This is a genomic window from Ensifer sp. ENS03, assembly GCF_014852035.1.
Taxonomy (GTDB): domain Bacteria; phylum Pseudomonadota; class Alphaproteobacteria; order Rhizobiales; family Rhizobiaceae; genus Ensifer; species Ensifer adhaerens.
In genome coordinates, this window is record NZ_JACVAV010000002.1 from 530,383 (window position 1) to 545,317 (window position 14,935).

15 protein-coding genes are annotated in these 14,935 nt (G+C 64.1%); 11 read left to right on the plus strand and 4 right to left on the minus strand.

Annotated features, from left to right (window positions below; genetic code table 11):
- Window positions 1–38: 38 nt before the first annotated feature.
- Window positions 39–1,442, minus strand: coding sequence for a DUF1254 domain-containing protein (locus IB263_RS09290; RefSeq protein WP_192438391.1), 1,404 nt, complete (start codon window positions 1,440–1,442; stop codon window positions 39–41).
- Window positions 1,443–1,731: 289 nt separating this feature from the next.
- Here IB263_RS09290 and IB263_RS09295 point away from each other — a divergent pair, with 289 nt between their 5' ends.
- The 11 genes from IB263_RS09295 (at window position 1,732) to IB263_RS09345 (ending at window position 10,639) form a co-directional block, all read left to right on the plus strand.
- Window positions 1,732–2,307 (plus strand): TetR/AcrR family transcriptional regulator, encoded by a 576-nt coding sequence (locus tag IB263_RS09295; protein WP_192438392.1) that lies wholly within the window; start codon window positions 1,732–1,734, stop codon window positions 2,305–2,307.
- A complete protein-coding gene (locus IB263_RS09300) occupies window positions 2,304–3,269 on the plus strand; it encodes a DMT family transporter (protein ID WP_110818652.1) in 966 nt (321 codons plus the stop codon). The genes IB263_RS09295 and IB263_RS09300 overlap by 4 nt, the downstream gene beginning before the upstream one ends.
- Window positions 3,270–3,285: 16 nt before the next feature.
- Window positions 3,286–4,227 carry a DMT family transporter gene (locus IB263_RS09305; protein WP_192438393.1) on the plus strand — a complete coding sequence of 314 codons (942 nt, stop codon included), beginning with the start codon at window positions 3,286–3,288 and terminating at the stop codon, window positions 4,225–4,227.
- Between the two features lie 78 nt (window positions 4,228–4,305).
- On the plus strand, window positions 4,306–5,037 hold the full coding sequence (locus tag IB263_RS09310) for a hypothetical protein (protein ID WP_192438394.1): 732 nt from the start codon (window positions 4,306–4,308) through the stop codon (window positions 5,035–5,037).
- A gap of 447 nt (window positions 5,038–5,484) precedes the next feature.
- Window positions 5,485–5,919 (plus strand): Rrf2 family transcriptional regulator, encoded by a 435-nt coding sequence (locus IB263_RS09315; protein WP_034793085.1) that lies wholly within the window; start codon window positions 5,485–5,487, stop codon window positions 5,917–5,919.
- 164 nt (window positions 5,920–6,083) lie between these two features.
- Complete coding sequence (locus tag IB263_RS09320) at window positions 6,084–6,968, plus strand: NAD(P)/FAD-dependent oxidoreductase (RefSeq protein WP_034793082.1); 885 nt, start codon at window positions 6,084–6,086, stop codon at window positions 6,966–6,968.
- Between the two features lie 138 nt (window positions 6,969–7,106).
- Window positions 7,107–7,925, plus strand: coding sequence for an arginase family protein (locus tag IB263_RS09325; protein WP_192438395.1), 819 nt, complete (start codon window positions 7,107–7,109; stop codon window positions 7,923–7,925).
- A 134-nt stretch (window positions 7,926–8,059) separates the two neighbouring features.
- Window positions 8,060–8,854, plus strand: coding sequence for a DUF1194 domain-containing protein (locus tag IB263_RS09330; RefSeq protein WP_192438396.1), 795 nt, complete (start codon window positions 8,060–8,062; stop codon window positions 8,852–8,854).
- 79 nt (window positions 8,855–8,933) lie between these two features.
- Complete coding sequence (locus IB263_RS09335; protein ID WP_034793072.1) at window positions 8,934–9,458, plus strand: MarR family winged helix-turn-helix transcriptional regulator; 525 nt, start codon at window positions 8,934–8,936, stop codon at window positions 9,456–9,458.
- The gene (locus IB263_RS09340) at window positions 9,455–10,249 is read left to right on the plus strand and encodes a DNA alkylation repair protein (protein ID WP_192438397.1); all 795 of its coding nucleotides are present in this window, start codon (window positions 9,455–9,457) and stop codon (window positions 10,247–10,249) included. Before IB263_RS09335 ends, IB263_RS09340 begins: the two co-directional genes overlap by 4 nt.
- 48 nt (window positions 10,250–10,297) lie before the next feature.
- Window positions 10,298–10,639, plus strand: a complete 342-nt coding sequence (locus tag IB263_RS09345) for a DUF6616 family protein (protein ID WP_034793040.1) — start codon at window positions 10,298–10,300, stop codon at window positions 10,637–10,639.
- Between the two features lie 26 nt (window positions 10,640–10,665).
- Here IB263_RS09345 and IB263_RS09350 read toward each other — a convergent pair whose 3' ends face one another.
- From IB263_RS09350 to IB263_RS09360, 3 genes are all read right to left on the minus strand, one after another.
- Window positions 10,666–11,091: a GNAT family N-acetyltransferase gene (locus IB263_RS09350; protein WP_192438398.1), complete on the minus strand. Its 426-nt coding sequence runs from the start codon at window positions 11,089–11,091 to the stop codon at window positions 10,666–10,668.
- Window positions 11,092–11,289: 198 nt separating this feature from the next.
- Window positions 11,290–12,882 (minus strand): arylsulfatase, encoded by a 1,593-nt coding sequence (locus IB263_RS09355; RefSeq protein ID WP_192438399.1) that lies wholly within the window; start codon window positions 12,880–12,882, stop codon window positions 11,290–11,292.
- A 152-nt stretch (window positions 12,883–13,034) separates the two neighbouring features.
- Window positions 13,035–14,699, minus strand: coding sequence for an arylsulfatase (locus IB263_RS09360; protein ID WP_034793006.1), 1,665 nt, complete (start codon window positions 14,697–14,699; stop codon window positions 13,035–13,037).
- Window positions 14,700–14,935: the final 236 nt, after the last annotated feature.

The window sequence follows — 14,935 nt, forward strand, 5'->3', positions numbered from 1 at the left end:
TCAACACCGTCACTTTGCAAGTACGGCATTTGCAAGCGCTACGGCATCTTCTCCACGTCGGGCAGCTTCCAGCTTTTCTCGAACAGCGGCTTTTCCGGGCCGTAGAGCCTGAAAAGCAGTTCGAACTTGCGGGCGGGGTCGACGGGCACGAAGTTCGCCTCCTTGCCCGCAGGCGCCTTGGCGCCGAAATAGACGTCGACCGAGCCGTCGGCATTTTTCTTCACCCCCTCGCCGATCGAGGCGACGCTCGCCTTGTCCATGTTGCGGATCAGCGCATGGGTCTCGCGGTCGTAGGCGGTCACCGACCAGTACTGCTCGACCGGCGCATCCTTCGGCACGACGAGGCGGTAGTTAGCGCCGCCGTCGAACGGATTGCCGTCCTTGTCCTTGTTGGCCATCAGGTAGAACTGCGCCGTGCCCAGCCGCTTGATGCCGGTGAAGCCGAGCGTATAGGTCACGCCTCGGGCATCGACCGGATAGAGACCGGGATCGGCATAGGCCTCCGAGGCGGCCTTCACCATGTCCGGCAGCCCGGCGGGGAACCAGCGGATGCCCTCGTTGATGACAGGAAAGCCGGCGTCATACCGCGCCGAAAGCTCGGCTCTGGCTTCGGCCGCCGCCTTGTCGAGCAGCGCCTTGGTTTCGGCGCTTGGCTGGAAGGGCTTGCCCTTCTCGATGCCGAGCGTCTTCAGCTGGTCGATCATCGCCCGGTCGCGCTCGAGCCACGGCTCGGTCTGGACGACCCGGTTCAGATTGTCGAAGAAGCTGGCGTCGAAGCGGATGGTGCTGTCGAACAGCACGTCATAGGCGTCGATAAAGACCGTTTCCGGCGGCTTGTCGGTCACCGGCATCGGGTAGATCTTGATCTTCTTGCCATAGGCGACCGACTTTTCGATATCGGCGTCGGCATGGCTCTTCAGGTTGGAACGCAGCAGAGCAAATCCGGTGAAGGTGTCCGAGCGAAGCGGAATGAAGCCCTCCGGCACCTCGCCCATGTAATCCGGCGGCAGGATCAGGTACTTGCCGCCCTTGCCCTCGTCGGCGCCATGCGGGCCGGCATCTTCGAGCGGCATCTGCCAGGCGTTGACGATGTTGCCGGCGATCGATCCGCCCTCGGCCGGTGGGATCTCGATGACGATGGGCCTGTCCTTCACGTTCCAGAAGGACATGAAATAGATCGAATCCGGGTTCGGCGTCAGCGTCTGGTTCTTCCAGTTGACCGGGCGAGACCAGTAGACGACTTCGTTGACCCTGGCCTTCGTCGTCGAAAGCATCGTCTGCAGCATCAGGTCGGCATTGACCGCCGGCATGCCCCAGATCACCGCCTCCGTCGCCCGGCGGGCGATCGCGCGGTCCCGGAGTTCGGCCGGCAACATATCCTGCGCCGCGACGTTCGTCGCGCCGGCCAGAAGCACCACGCCTGTGAGTATAAATCGCAGCATGCCGAATCTCCCTCATACGCCGCGGCCGGCGGCCTTGAAATCTCTCGACCGCCGCTGCCTCGCAAACTCCATTGCGGGCCACCAATGCGAAATTTAGTGCGAATGCATGCCGAGCAGTAGACCCGTTGCGTGCGACGCGCGGAAGTACGTTACGGTTACAGCCGCAAACACAGACGGCGACGATCGGCCGGCGCATCACCGCATCCTCATCTCCCCTTGAAAAGCACCGCGTCACTTGACATCGAGCCGAAATAGGTAGATCGGTCTACCTAATAGATTGGAGAAGGCGATGAGCGACAAGGCACCGGCACGCGAGCGGCTTTTGAAGGCGGCAGCCGAACTGTTCTACCGGGATGGGGTCGGTGCCACGGGCATCGATGCGATCACCGCGCATGCGGGCGTCGCCAAGATGAGCCTCTACAACAACTTCTCGTCCAAGACCGATCTGGTGAACGCCTATATCGAGGCGCGCCACCGGGAATGGCAGGAGCTTTACCGCGAGCGCCTGGCCCATGCGGCAACGCCGAGAGACCGTGTGCTGGCGATCTTCGACAGCTATGTCGACCACGCTGAAATGGCCTATTCCTGGGGCTTCCGCGGCTGCGGCCTCCTGAATGCCGCAGCCGAGCTTTCGGTCGGCGATCCCGCCCGCAGCATCGTCGCCTCGCAGAAGGACGAGGTGGAAACGCTCTTCAAGCAATATCTCGCCGAGATGAAGCCCGACGCGGGTGCCGCCATCGACGAGACGGCGGAGCACCTCTCCTTCCTGCTCGAAGGCGCGATGTCGCGTGCCGGGCTCGACGGACATGACGCCCGGCTGAAGACCGCGCGCCGGATCGCCATCTCGATCATGGACCAGCTATGACCTCCCGAAATTCCGCTTCTCTCGTCGGCTTTGCCTGCGTGCTCACCGCCTCCGCGCTCTGGGGCACGACCGGCACCACCGCCACCTTTGCTTCAGGGGTCAGCCCGCTTGGCATCGGCGCCGTCGCCATGGGTCTTGGCGGCCTGCTCTTGGCGCTGACGGCGCTGCATTCGATCGTCAAAAGCAGGGCGAAGATCGCCGCGCAGTGGCCGATGCTGATCCTCGGCTCGCTCTCGGTCGCGATCTATCCGCTCGCCTTCTACTCTTCCATGCATCTCGCCGGCGTCGCCATCGGCACCGTCATCTCCATCGGCTCGGCGCCGCTCGCCGCTTCGCTGATCGAGCGCATCTTCGACGGTCAGAAGCTCACCACTCGCTGGTTGCTCGGTGCCGCCGCCGGCCTTGGCGGCGCCGTGCTTCTCACCTTTTCGGAAAGCCACGGCAGCGCCGGTGCTGCCGACGCGACGGCCGTCCTCTACGGCATCCTGCTCGGCCTCGTCTCCGGCCTGCTCTACGCGCTCTATTCCTGGGTAGCGCGGCGGCTGATGCAGGCGGGCATTCCGCCGCGTGCCGCCATGGGCTCGATCTTCGGTGTCGGCGGCACTCTGCTGTTGCCGGTGCTCGCCTTCACCGGCGCGCCGCTTTTAGCGTCGTGGACCAATGTCGCCGTCGGTATCTACATGGCGCTCGTGCCGGTGCTGGTCGCTTACGTGCTTTTCGCCTATGGCCTCGCCCGCGTGTCGGCCACCATGGCGACCACGCTGTCGCTGCTTGAACCGGTCATCGCCGCCGTGCTGGCCGTCGTCATCGTCGGCGAGCGCCTGCCGGCCGAGGGCTGGGCGGGCATCGGGCTGATCGTCGGCTCGCTCTTCATCCTCACCCTGCCGATGCCGGGCCGGCGCCGCCGCGCCGAACGCCCGCGATCCGCCGCCGCCATCGACGCGGCCCTCCCCAGCCGCTAGAGCCGGAACCCTTGATATGAGCGACGTCGCTGCGCTGCCTTCCCGCCGGCCAAACCGGATGTGGGCCGTCGTCATCCTGATCCTGCTCGAGGCCGCGCTGGTGATCTCCTGGAGCGCCGGCTTCGTCGGCATCCGCTTCGCCATTGATCACGCGCCGCTCTTCCTGATCCTCTTCTGGCGCAGCCTCGTCTCCGGTCTCATACTGCTGCCCTTCGCCCTGACGGTCGGGCCAAAGATCCGGTTGCAGGACGCCGTGCCGCAGATGCTCTTCGGCGCGCTTGCCATGTCCGGCTATCTCGCGGGCTTTGCGCTGGCGATCTCCTATGGCGTGCCCACTGGCCTCGTGGCGCTGATCACCGACATGCTGCCGCTTGCCGTCGCCATCCTCTCCTGGCCGGTCCTCGGCCAGGCCTTGACCGCCCGCCAATGGCTCGGCTCCTTCATCGGGCTGACCGGTGTCTTGATCGCCTCCGGCTGGTCGCTCGATATCGGCAACGTTCCGCTCTGGGCCTATGGCCTGCCCATTCTCGGCACCCTGTCGCTGGCGCTGGCGACCCTGCTGCAGAAGCGCAGCCCGGCGGGCGCCATGCCGGTGCATCAAAGCCTCTCGATCCAGTGCCTGTCGGCGGCAGCGATCTTCGCGCTCTTTGCCTGGCATGAGGGCAGCGTTCTGCCGGTGCTCGATCCGGGCTTTGTCGGCGGTATCCTCTGGCTGGTCTTCGTCGCCACCTTCGGCGCCTGGAGCCTCTATTATCTGGCGCTGAAAAAATCCTCGCCCGCCCGCGTCACCGCCATCCTCTATTTGAGCCCGCCCGTGACGATGATCTGGGCCTTTATCATGTTCGGCGAGCCCCTCTCCTGGGCCATGGCGGCCGGCCTAGTCGTCTCGCTCATCGGCATCGTCATCGTCGCGAGGGCAAGGCAGCCGGCCCGGGGGCAAAGTCCGGAGCACGTGTAGGAAAGCCATCCACTGACCGCTTGCATCTTGTGGTGGTGTCTGCGACAGCTTCGCCCAAACCACCGGGAGACAGCGGCCATGAGCTTTTCCGAAGTCAAACCACGTCACGTGCTCTGCCTGCTCGGCGGAGAACGCCCCTTCTCCGACCTTTGCGAGATGATCCAGTCGGCGATCGAGAGTCTCGCGCCAGGCTTCGAGATCGACGACACCTTTTCCGAGGACGCCCCGGACGACCGAATGCCGATGTCCTTCGAGGTCTGCCGGGATCGCGTCAAGAAGGGTGCCTGGACCGAAGCGGACGAAGAGGCCGTCAGCGACCATCGCTCGGTCATCTATGTGCTCGGCCCGCCGATGACGGCAGACGATGCGGTCAAACATTCAGCCATCGCACTTCGGCTGGTCGCCCACACCCTCGATAACGGCATCGTCGCCGCCAAGGGCGAGAGCGCCGGCGTCGCCCACGGCGTTGAGAGGTGGAAAGAGCTTGCTCGCGACGCCGAAGGCCAAACAGGCGCTGCACTTGCCCGCCCCTGCCGCCTCGCCTTTGCCAAGCGGCCGATCGGCACCGACGAACATCTCTACAGCATCGGCTTCCATCTGGTCGGGATACCCGAAGTCTACGCGCCGAAAACCCTCTCCGACGACGAACTGGCCTTGAGCGCGTTGATCGACACCGTTGCCGACGAAGTCTTCAGCGACGGCGTCGAGACGGTGCTGAAGCACCGCGGCGCCCAATTGCTGCCCGTCGACGCCTATGACGAGGACGAGTTCAAGTACAATCCCTTTGGGGCCATCCATCTGGCGTCATAGATTCGAACCGCCCCAGCAATGAAGGTACTTATGCCAGCGTCAGATCGCGAGAAACGACTGCTCCTCAGCGTGCAACGCGCCTTGCTCGGAACAGTCCCGCCGACGATATCGGCCGTAACGTGCGGCTGGAACAACGACAATATCGTCCTCGAGTTCTTAGTAGACTCAGCTTTTGACGATGAAGATCGAGAACGTTGTGAAGTTGTTGCAACTGAGGTGGTCGCGGATTTCAGCTATGAAACGATAACGTCTGTCTTCACGGTACAAGCTTCCGGCGGACCGAAGACCCCAGTCGAAGAGCGGTGGTGGGCATACCGGCGATCTTAGCCGAATGCGCTGACAACAGGAGTGGCACCTCGTCAGGCAAGCCTCTGTCGCTTGGCACTTTTAGGCGTGAGCTAGAGGTACCGCTTGCATCGTACTTCGATTCGTAATAATTGAAGTTACATGAAAAAAGACAGCCGCCTTTCCTCCGTCCTGCACGCGCTCCTGCACATGGCCGAGCGCGGCGAGCCCTTGACCTCGGACGAGCTTGCCATGTGCATGCGCACCAATCCGGTGGTCGTACGCCGCACCATGGGTTTCCTGCGCGATGCCGGCATCGTTTCCTCCGCCCGCGGCCATGCGGGCGGCTGGGCGATCACTGCCGATCTCAAGACCGTGACGCTCAGGCAGTTGCACGAAACACTCGGCGAACCCGCGATCTTTGCCATCGGCAACCGGCAGGAAATGCCGGAATGCCTCGTCGAACAGGCGGTCAACGCCGCCCTCGATACCGCCTTTGCGGAGGCCGAGGCGCTGCTGCTCGACCGGTTCGCCCACGTGACCCTTGCCGACCTCGCCGAGGACTTTGCCCGGCGGCACCGGCTCCGATCGCACTGACAGCAGCCGATCGATCCGTCCTGACGTGATCGATCCCGACACATCCGATTACACCGGGACCGCATAAGCGGTTTCCGGCCGGAATCCTATTGCCCAAAGCCCGGGTCGAGACACTGGTTCAAGAAACCGGTGGGCTGGCCTGCGCCCAACCGAAAGGAAGACCCATGCAACAGGACGTCATCATCATCGGCGGCAGTTATGCCGGCATGGCCGCCGCCCTCCAGCTTCTGCGCGCCCGCCGGCGCGTGACGATCATCGACGAGGGCATTCGCCGCAACCGTTTCGCCAGCCATTCCCATGGCTTCCTCGGCCAGGACGGCATCGACCCGTCAGAGATTGCCGCAACCGCGCGGGCGCAGCTCTCCAAATACCCCACGCTCACCTGGATCGACGGCCGTGCCGAGAAAGCCAGCGGCAAGCAGGATGCCTTCTTCGTTACCACCGCTGACGGCGCCTCCTTCGAAGGCCGGCGCCTGCTCTTTGCAACCGGCGTCAAGGACGGCCTGCCGCAGATCGAGGGGCTGACCGAGCGCTGGGGCAAGAGCGCCTTCCATTGCCCCTATTGCCACGGCTACGAGCTGAACCAGGGCGAGATCGCCGTCATCGCGGCAAGCCCCATGTCGATCCACCAGGCGCAGCTCATTCCGGAATGGGGCAAGGTGACCTTCTTCACCAATGGCGCCATCACTCTCGACGCCGAAGGCCGTGCCGATCTCGTCAGGCGCGGCGTAACCATCGACGAAACCCCGGTCGCGCGGCTCGAAGGCCATGCCGACGTGGTGCTGACGGATGGCCGCCGCCTGCCCTTCGCAGGCCTTTTCGTCGCCACCCGCACCACGCCCTCATGCGACATCGCCGAGCGCTTCGGCTGCGAGATCGAGGAGACCCCGATGGGCCTGCAGATCCGGGCGACGGCCGCCAAGGAAACCACCATTCCCGGCGCCTATGCCTGCGGCGACGTCGGCCGCGTTCCCCACTCCGTCTCGCTTGCCGTCGGCGACGGCGCCTGGGCCGGCGCGCAACTGCACCGCTCGCTGGTGTTCGGATAGAAGGCACACCGAGCAAGGACGCTGGCATGAAGGAATACCGGACGGACGCAACCGCTTTGCGCCGTTCGGCTTCCAGCCTTGCCAAATCGACGGCCTCTGTGCTTCGTTCGCTGCAAACGCGAGTTGGAGCCGCCATCGATGCCCATTGCCCTCACCTGCTTTCAGGGTCGCGCCGGCGATCACAACGACCTCGGCATTCCCGGCGCGAAGTCCGTTGCCGCCCATCTAGCCCGAAAACTCGGCCTCGAAACGGTCACGGTCGGAGATCCGGAACCAGCGCTGAACGGCCACTGGGCGGTCGAGCTCGAAGCCGCGATGCCGGCTCTGAAGCGCATGCGAGATCGCTTCGATGTGATCTACGCCGAGGGATCGTTTTCGCTGGCAGCGACCAGCCGCTGTGCCGTCTCGCTCGCAACCCTGCCTGCCCTTGCGAGGCACCACGGCAATGCGGTCGTCGTCTGGTTCGACGCCCATGGCGACCTCAATACGCCCGAGGCCAGCAGCACCGGCTATCTCGGCGGGCTGGCGCTGTCCGGGCCCTGCGGCCTCTGGCAGTCCGGTCTGGGCGGCGGGCTTTCCATCGAAAATATCGTGCTCGTCGGCCAGCGCGACCTCGATCCCTTCGAGGCCGAACTCATCGAGGCGAAGCGCATTCCGCATATTCGTCCCGGTGCCAATCTCCCGCAAAGGCTGGCCGAAGCCGTCGCCGGCCGACCGGTCTATATCCACCTCGACTGCGACGTGCTGAACCCCGGTATCGTGCCCACCGACTACCAGCATGAAAACGGGCTGTCGCTCGATGACCTGCGTGCAGCCTGTGCGGTCCTTGCCAGGAGCGAAGTCGTCGGGCTTGAAATCGCCGAGTTTCAGAATGTTTGGGAGGAAGGCGGCGATCCGGTTTCGCCGGAACCTCTGATCGAGGCGCTGGAACCGCTTTTGCAGAAGCTGCGCCGCTGACCCGACCAGAGCCTGCCGGCAGGTTTGCCTAACCGCAGGGGGCTCAGCCGACCAATCCATCGCCGGACCCCGCATTGCGCTAGGTCGGTTTGGGCGTAGCATGGATATCCCGCTCGCCTTCGGTATCGGCTACCATGAAGCTCGGATCGATCCTTCTTGCCTACGTCTGCCTTTTCTGCGGGAGTGCTTCCGCCGAACCGCTCCGGGTCGATCTCGAGCTGGTGCTCGCCGTCGACGTTTCCTATTCCATGGAACTCGACGAGCAGCGGCTGCAGCGGCAGGGCTATGTCGCGGCCTTCCTGGAGCCCGCCCTCATCGAGGCGATCGAGAATGGTCCCGTCGGCCGCATCGCCGTCACCTATGTCGAATGGGGCGGCTCGGCGGTGCAGGTCACGCCCTGGACGCTGATCGACGGCCGCGGCACGGCCTCGCAATATTCCGAGCTGCTGCGGCGGCAGCCGATCCGGCGGATCGCCTTCACCTCGATCTCCAACACGCTGGTCTTCACCCGACGGCTGTTCGACTACAGCCCCTTTGAGGGCAGCCGCCGCGTCATCGACATCTCGGGCGACGGTCCCAACAATTCCGGCGTCCCCGCCCCTGTCGCCCGCAATTCCACCGTTGCCCGCGGCATCACCATCGACGGCCTGCCGATCATGCTGAAGACGCACGCCGCCTCGGACTCCGCCGCGATCCCCGATCTCGACGCCTATTACCGCGAATGCGTGATCGGCGGCGACGGCGCCTTTCTGGTGGAGGTGACGGACAGCGGCGAGTTCGCCCGCGCCATCCTGCGCAAGCTGATCATCGAAATCTCCGGCCTGGAGATAAGCCGCCTGTCGCCCGAAACGGTGCGCGCAGCCCGGTTCGGTGAGGGCTACAATTGCTTCATCGGCGAAGAAATGCAGGAGCGGATGATCGGGCGGTAGGGCAGGTCTGCCGCCCCATCCACAGCCGACAACGAAGAAGCCGTTGACTCTAATTAGGCGCCTTATTATCTGTCGCCTTATGACAATGCTGGAACAAAAACACCGGGCCATGTTGCAGGAAGCCGAGCGTCGTGCGGTCGCCGAGACCGGCAACATGCGCGCCTGCTTCGAACTGCTGGCGCTGTCAGGCGCGATCGACCGGGATTGCGCCACAAGACTGGCGCCCCACCGGCTTTCGGAAGGCAAGTTCGTTATCCTCTTCCTGCTCAACGATCAACCCGAGGGCCTGTCACCGCATGAGCTTGCCGATCGCGCCGGCGTGACGCGCGCCACCATCACCGGGCTCCTCGACGGCCTGGAGCGCGATCGCTTCGTCGAGCGCCGCTCGGGCCTTAATGACCGGCGCAAGATCGCGGTAATGCTCACCGAAACCGGCCGCAGGACTGCCCGCGATCTGCTGGGCGAACACAGCGCCTGGATCGCCTCGCTGTTTGCCGGTTTCAGCGCCGATGAACACCAGACGTTCCACCGGCTGCTCAAGCGCATCTGGCAAAATCTGGAGACCGGCGCCACGCCCAAGAACACGCCGGAAACACAGACGTGAGCGAGAGCAAGACCAAGAAACGCGGCGCCAGCGGCATTGGCGCCGAGCGCCTGGCGCAGCTGAACGCCGGAGCGCAAGCCACCACCTTGACCGAATGCCTCGCGGTCGACTTCGCAGCGCTGATGGGCAACATCGTGCCCGGCATCGACGACGATGCTCTTGCCGAGATGACATCGGCCACCGCGACCGGCATCTCCCGGCGCATGCCGCTTGCCGCCCGGCTGATCGGAGAGCGCCTCGGCCCCTCGACTTTCGAGACGCTCAAGCAGCATTCCTCGGACACGGTGCGCGGCTGGGCCTGTTTCATGGTGGCGGCCGGAGAAAACATGACCCTCGCCGAGCGGCTGGCCGCGATCCGGCCGCTGGCCGACGATAGCCATTTTGGTGTTCGCGAATGGGCCTGGATCGCCGTTCGCCCGCATCTCGCGGCCGATCTGGATCAAGCGATCGCCCTGCTGGCGGCAGAGTGGACATCAGATCCATCCGAGCGCATCCGCCGTTTCGCCTCGGAATCCATCCGCCCGCGCGGCGTCTGGTGCGCCCATCTCTCAGTGCTCAAGAAAGAACCCGAACGCGCGCTGCCCGTGCTCGAGCCGTTGCGCGCCGATCCCTCGCCTTACGTGCAGGATTCGGTCGGCAACTGGCTGAACGATGCGGCCAAGGATCGGCCCGAGTGGGTCCAGGCGCTGGCGGCACGCTGGTCCGCCGAAAGCTCAGGACCCGCGACATCGCGCATCTGTCGCCGCGCGCTTCGATCCATCCCCACCAGATCCAGTTCCGGAAACGCTTGAGAGCGCCCGGAATGGCATAACCTCAGACTGACAACAAGAAAGCAGACTATGCCTCACTACCTGACCGAACTTTACAGCGCCAAGCCGGCGTGGCTCGCCCTTCCCCGTCAGGGGCGCCAGCAGTTCCTTGCCGCGATCGGCTCCGCCATGCCGGGCCTGTCGGCGCTCGGCGTCGAGCTCATCACCTTCGGCAAGGTCGACCAGTCGAAGCTGCATGCGGCATCGCAGACCTTCTTCGCCGTCTGGCGCTGCCCGGACGCGACAGCACTCGAAGCCCTCGTCGCCGGCATCGCCCAATCCGGCTGGCACGAATATTTCGACACGATCAACGCCGCCGGCCGCGGCACCGACCTTGCCGGCCACCTCGCCGAGCTCGGCGCGGCCGCCTGAGCCCCCACGCTATCCAGCCCCTCAGGTCACGATCGGCTTGGGGGGCTGTAGAAAACGATCTCCGGATCGTTCTCGTCGAGATTGTCGATGTAGCCGCTCGGCCGGAACCCGGCCTTGACCAACAGGTCCTGCATCGGACGGTTCGACATGTTGGTCGAGCTGAAGAGTTTCGCGCCCGACAACATGGATTGAAAGTGGGCGATCAGCTTCCCAGCCAGACCACGCCGGCGCCAGGACGTCCCCACCATCAGCATTTCGATGAAGGCCTGGCCAAAGAAGTGGTGGGTCAGCACGCCATAGGCGGCAGCCTCCCCCTCGATCTCGATGAGATGGCAGCAGCCCTGCTGGATCCAGTCGGCAATGTCGGCGCGTCGCTTCAGATCGTCGGCCGCAACGCTGTCGATCGCGCAAAGCGCCGGATGGTCGTCCTTGACCGCAGGTCGAATTCGCATGGTTCAGCTCCCGGCAGATTTGGCGGGAAACTAGGATGTGGTGTGGCTGGGCGCAATCGCGAAAGCGCTATCTCAACTGCCCCTCTCACGGCGGCAAGACGAAGTCGCGATCGGACCTCACGGCGACGGCGCGGCGCCTGAAAGTCCCCGCCGCGTCCACTGAAAATCCACGACGTCTGCCGTTATGTACCGGATCGCTCACTGCCCGAGCCCGATGTTCTTCGCCGGGTATTTCTTGAAGGTGGCGGCATGCGCCTTCATCTCGGCCAGCATCGAGGCGAGGAAGGCGTTCATTCGGTGGCCGACGGGATATTCCTCCTTTGGATCGATGTAGAGATTGAACAGCCAGGGCGCGAGGCCGACGTCGCTCACCGTCGTCATGTCGATGTTCAGCCACTGGGCCTTGGTTTCCACCACCTTCACGTGGATCTTGTACTCGTACATGCGCATCGCCATCAGGTTCTGCTCGTTCCAGACGAACACCTTCTCGCGGTTCGAACGGCCGTCATTGGCAAGCAGGAACGAGGTCTGGTCGATGCCGTCGATGTAGCGGTCGACCGGCACCTTGTCTCTGATGCCGCCAAGGCTCAGCGACGTGTTGAAGAGGTCCATCAGGTCGAAGAGCTCGTCGCTTTCGCGGCCGGGCTTGATCATGCCCTTCCAGTAGGCGATCGCCGGGATGCGGATGCCGCCCTCCCAGGCCGATCCCTTGGCGCCGCGAAACGGCGTATAGCCGCTGTCCGGCCAGCTATCGAGCTGCGGGCCGTTGTCGGAGGTGACGAAGATGAAGGTATTGTCGAGGACGCCGGCCTGATCGAGCGCATCGACGATCTCGCCGATATAGGCATCCACCTCCACCACGTCGTCCTTGTAGGGGTACTTGCTGCCGCTCTTGCCTTCGAAGGCCTTGGAGGCGAAATTGTCGGCGTGCACTTTCATGAAGCAGTGTTCGAGGAAGAACGGCGCCGTTCCCGACGCAAGCTCCTTGATCTTCTTCACCGTGAATTCCTTGAGCATCCGATCGCCTTCGGCCATCTTCTCGATGCTGTCGATCTCTTCGACCTTCTTGACTGGCCCGCCCTTTACCGCCTGTACCAGCGCCGTGCTCGATCCGGTCTTCCTCAGCATCGCCAGCCGCTCGGGGTTCAGCACCAGATCGGGGTAACGCCGCTTGTCGACCCCTTGGGTGATTTCCTTCTCGGCCTCGTAGAAGCCATAGAACTCGTCAAACCCGACCTCGTGCGGCCGCATGCCTTCGCTTTCGCCCACATGCCACTTGCCCGAGAGCACGGTCTTGTACCCTGCCCCACCAAGCAGCGTCGGCAGGGAAATCTCGTCGGCCCACGGGTTCTTGGTGATCTTGTCGCCGGCAAGGATCGGCCGCGTCAGGCCGGTGCGAACCGGCAACCGGCCCGTCAGGATCGCCGAGCGCGTCGGGGTGCAGGTGGGTTGCGAATAGGCCGAAGTGAGCCTCAGGCCCTCGCGCGCCAACCTGTCCATGTTGGGTGTCGCAGCGCCGATCGCCGCTCCACCGCCATAGGCGCCGGGGTCGCCATAGCCCATGTCATCAACCACGAGCCAGACGATGTTCGGCCTCTTGCCCAGCCTGGCATAAAGCGTATCGAGCTTCTGTTGCGCCGCGGACTGCTGGTCGGCATGGATCAGCGCTGGCTCCTGCGCCTCGCTCGTGCGTATGGCCTGAGTCATCACCGATTGTGCCGGCGCCACTGTCGGCAACGCCACCAGGATCGCCGTGTGTAGGGCAAGGGCACGCAGACTCCGCAGGCACATCGCACGCTCCTTTTTTGCGATCGAACGCAAGGAATTACGCAAGGGATGCCGCCGGACCTTGACCCGCGACAAGAGGTGGCGGCCTTTTTACAAGCCGCCGGCGCTTTGCGTCCCGCCGCCAGCGGTCGCCGGCGGCGGAGTCTTTCCGCTCTTTACCGCGGCGCCAGGCTTTCCAGTTCGCCCAGCCGCTTCATCGCTGCCTGCTGCGCCAGCCAGCCATAGTTGATGCCGCTGGCGTTCAGCGTGCTGCCGGCCTGGTACGGATAATCGTTGAAGTCGGCGAAGAACTCCTTGATCTTGCCCTGGATCGGCACCAGCAGCCACATGTTGCGGGCGAGGAACTCGATCGCCCCGCCGCCGTCTTCCATGCCGCGCTCGTAGGGGTCCATGCGCAGGTTGGCGATGACGGCCCAGCTCGGCACCTCACGGGTGGCGGTGGCGATGTTGCCGTGGCTCGCCTGGGCGAAGCTCAGCTTCCAGTCGTTCCAGCGGATAGCGTTGAGGTTGCCGCCCTGGTCGAAGTAGTAGACCGAGTCACGCGGCGGCTCCTTCGCCTCGCCCTTCAACAGCCCCGTCAGGTCGTAGCCGTCGAGATGCACCTTGAAGGTCTTCGACGTGCCCTTGAAGCCCTTCTTCATCTCTTCCTTGACGTCGGCGATGCCGGCGGCGGTCGCAAAGGTCGGCAGCCAGTCCATCAGCGTCACCGGGTCGTTGATCTGCGTGCCCGGCTTTACCACGCCCGGCCAACGCACCATCATCGGAATGCGGAAGCCGCCTTCCCAGGTCGTGCCTTTCTCGCCGTGGAACATCGTCTGCGCGCCGTCCGGCCACAGCGCCAGTTCCGCGCCGTTGTCGGTGGTGTAGAGCACGATGGTGTTCTCGGCGATGCCGAGATCGTCGAGCTGTTTCAGGAGCTGGCCGACGTGACCGTCATGCTCCACCATGCCGTCGGCATGGATGCCCTTGCCGGTCTTGCCGAGCGAGTCCGGCTTCAGGTGGGTGAAGACATGCATGCGGGTCGAGTTGAACCAGCAGAAGAACGGTTTGTCGGCCTTCACCTGCCGGTCGATGTAATCCTTGGCAGCCGTCAGGAATTCCTCGTCGATCGTTTCCATGCGCTTCGTGTTGAGCGCGCCGGTGTCCTCGATCTTGCCGTCGGCGCTCGACTTGATGACGCCGCGCGGGCCGAACTTCTTCTTGAACTCCGGATCCTTGGGATAGAAATAGCCTTCCGGCTCTTCCTCGGCGTTGAGGTGGTAGAGGTTGCCGAAGAACTCGTCGAAGCCGTGTGCGGTCGGCAGATGCTCGTCGCGGTCGCCGAGGTGGTTCTTGCCGAACTGGCCGGTCGAATAGCCCTTGGTCTTCAACACGTCGGCGATTGTCGGCATCCAGTCCTGGATGCCGTGCGGGTCGCCCGGCATGCCGATCGTCAAGAGCCCGGTGCGGAAAGGCTCCTGGCCGAGGATGAAGGAGGCGCGGCCCGCCGTACAACTGTTCTGGCCGTAGCTGTCGGTAAAGATCGCGCCTTCGGCGGCGATACGGTCGATGTTGGGCGTGCGATAGCCCATCAGCCCCATCGTGTAGGCGCTGATCTGCGGAATGCCGATATCGTCGCCGAAGATGACGAGGATGTTTGGCGGCTTGCCGCTCGCCGAAGAAGAGGATTGCGCCTTGGCCGGGCTTACCGAAGCAGCGCCTGCCACCAGCGACGCGGCTGCAAAAATTGTTCCACTGAGAAGGAGGTCGCGGCGGCTGACATCCGTTACCCCATTCTCGGCCATCGCTGGCGCAGCCTTGTTATCGTCATGCATGCTCATCGTACTCTCCTAGTTAAGGCGATCGGAAATGCACTGCTGTCGAGGACCGGGCGGATGATGCGCGTGCGGGGGTGGGTGTCCAAGTACGTAACAGTTACGACGTGCCGGCTCGCAACCGTTACTGAGACGCGCGACGCGGGCAATCCGTTGCAAGGCCGGGTAGAACAGCACTGGCAAAACTCACCCAGCGTAACCTCTGACAGATTGACGCAATCGCCCCTTTGGCCTCTGGCGCG

What these genes read in the sequence shown, in the direction of transcription:
- IB263_RS09290 (WP_192438391.1), bottom strand. Translation starts at nt 1,442, where the DNA reads ATGCTGCGATTTATACTCACAGGCGTGGTGCTTCTGGCCGGCGCGACG.
- IB263_RS09295 (WP_192438392.1), top strand. Translation starts at nt 1,732, where the DNA reads ATGAGCGACAAGGCACCGGCACGCGAGCGGCTTTTGAAGGCGGCAGCC.
- IB263_RS09300 (WP_110818652.1), top strand. Translation starts at nt 2,304, where the DNA reads ATGACCTCCCGAAATTCCGCTTCTCTCGTCGGCTTTGCCTGCGTGCTC.
- IB263_RS09305 (WP_192438393.1), top strand. Translation starts at nt 3,286, where the DNA reads ATGAGCGACGTCGCTGCGCTGCCTTCCCGCCGGCCAAACCGGATGTGG.
- IB263_RS09310 (WP_192438394.1), top strand. Translation starts at nt 4,306, where the DNA reads ATGAGCTTTTCCGAAGTCAAACCACGTCACGTGCTCTGCCTGCTCGGC.
- IB263_RS09315 (WP_034793085.1), top strand. Translation starts at nt 5,485, where the DNA reads ATGAAAAAAGACAGCCGCCTTTCCTCCGTCCTGCACGCGCTCCTGCAC.
- IB263_RS09320 (WP_034793082.1), top strand. Translation starts at nt 6,084, where the DNA reads ATGCAACAGGACGTCATCATCATCGGCGGCAGTTATGCCGGCATGGCC.
- IB263_RS09325 (WP_192438395.1), top strand. Translation starts at nt 7,107, where the DNA reads ATGCCCATTGCCCTCACCTGCTTTCAGGGTCGCGCCGGCGATCACAAC.
- IB263_RS09330 (WP_192438396.1), top strand. Translation starts at nt 8,060, where the DNA reads ATGAAGCTCGGATCGATCCTTCTTGCCTACGTCTGCCTTTTCTGCGGG.
- IB263_RS09335 (WP_034793072.1), top strand. Translation starts at nt 8,934, where the DNA reads ATGACAATGCTGGAACAAAAACACCGGGCCATGTTGCAGGAAGCCGAG.
- IB263_RS09345 (WP_034793040.1), top strand. Translation starts at nt 10,298, where the DNA reads ATGCCTCACTACCTGACCGAACTTTACAGCGCCAAGCCGGCGTGGCTC.
- IB263_RS09350 (WP_192438398.1), bottom strand. Translation starts at nt 11,091, where the DNA reads ATGCGAATTCGACCTGCGGTCAAGGACGACCATCCGGCGCTTTGCGCG.
- IB263_RS09355 (WP_192438399.1), bottom strand. Translation starts at nt 12,882, where the DNA reads ATGTGCCTGCGGAGTCTGCGTGCCCTTGCCCTACACACGGCGATCCTG.
- IB263_RS09360 (WP_034793006.1), bottom strand. Translation starts at nt 14,699, where the DNA reads ATGAGCATGCATGACGATAACAAGGCTGCGCCAGCGATGGCCGAGAAT.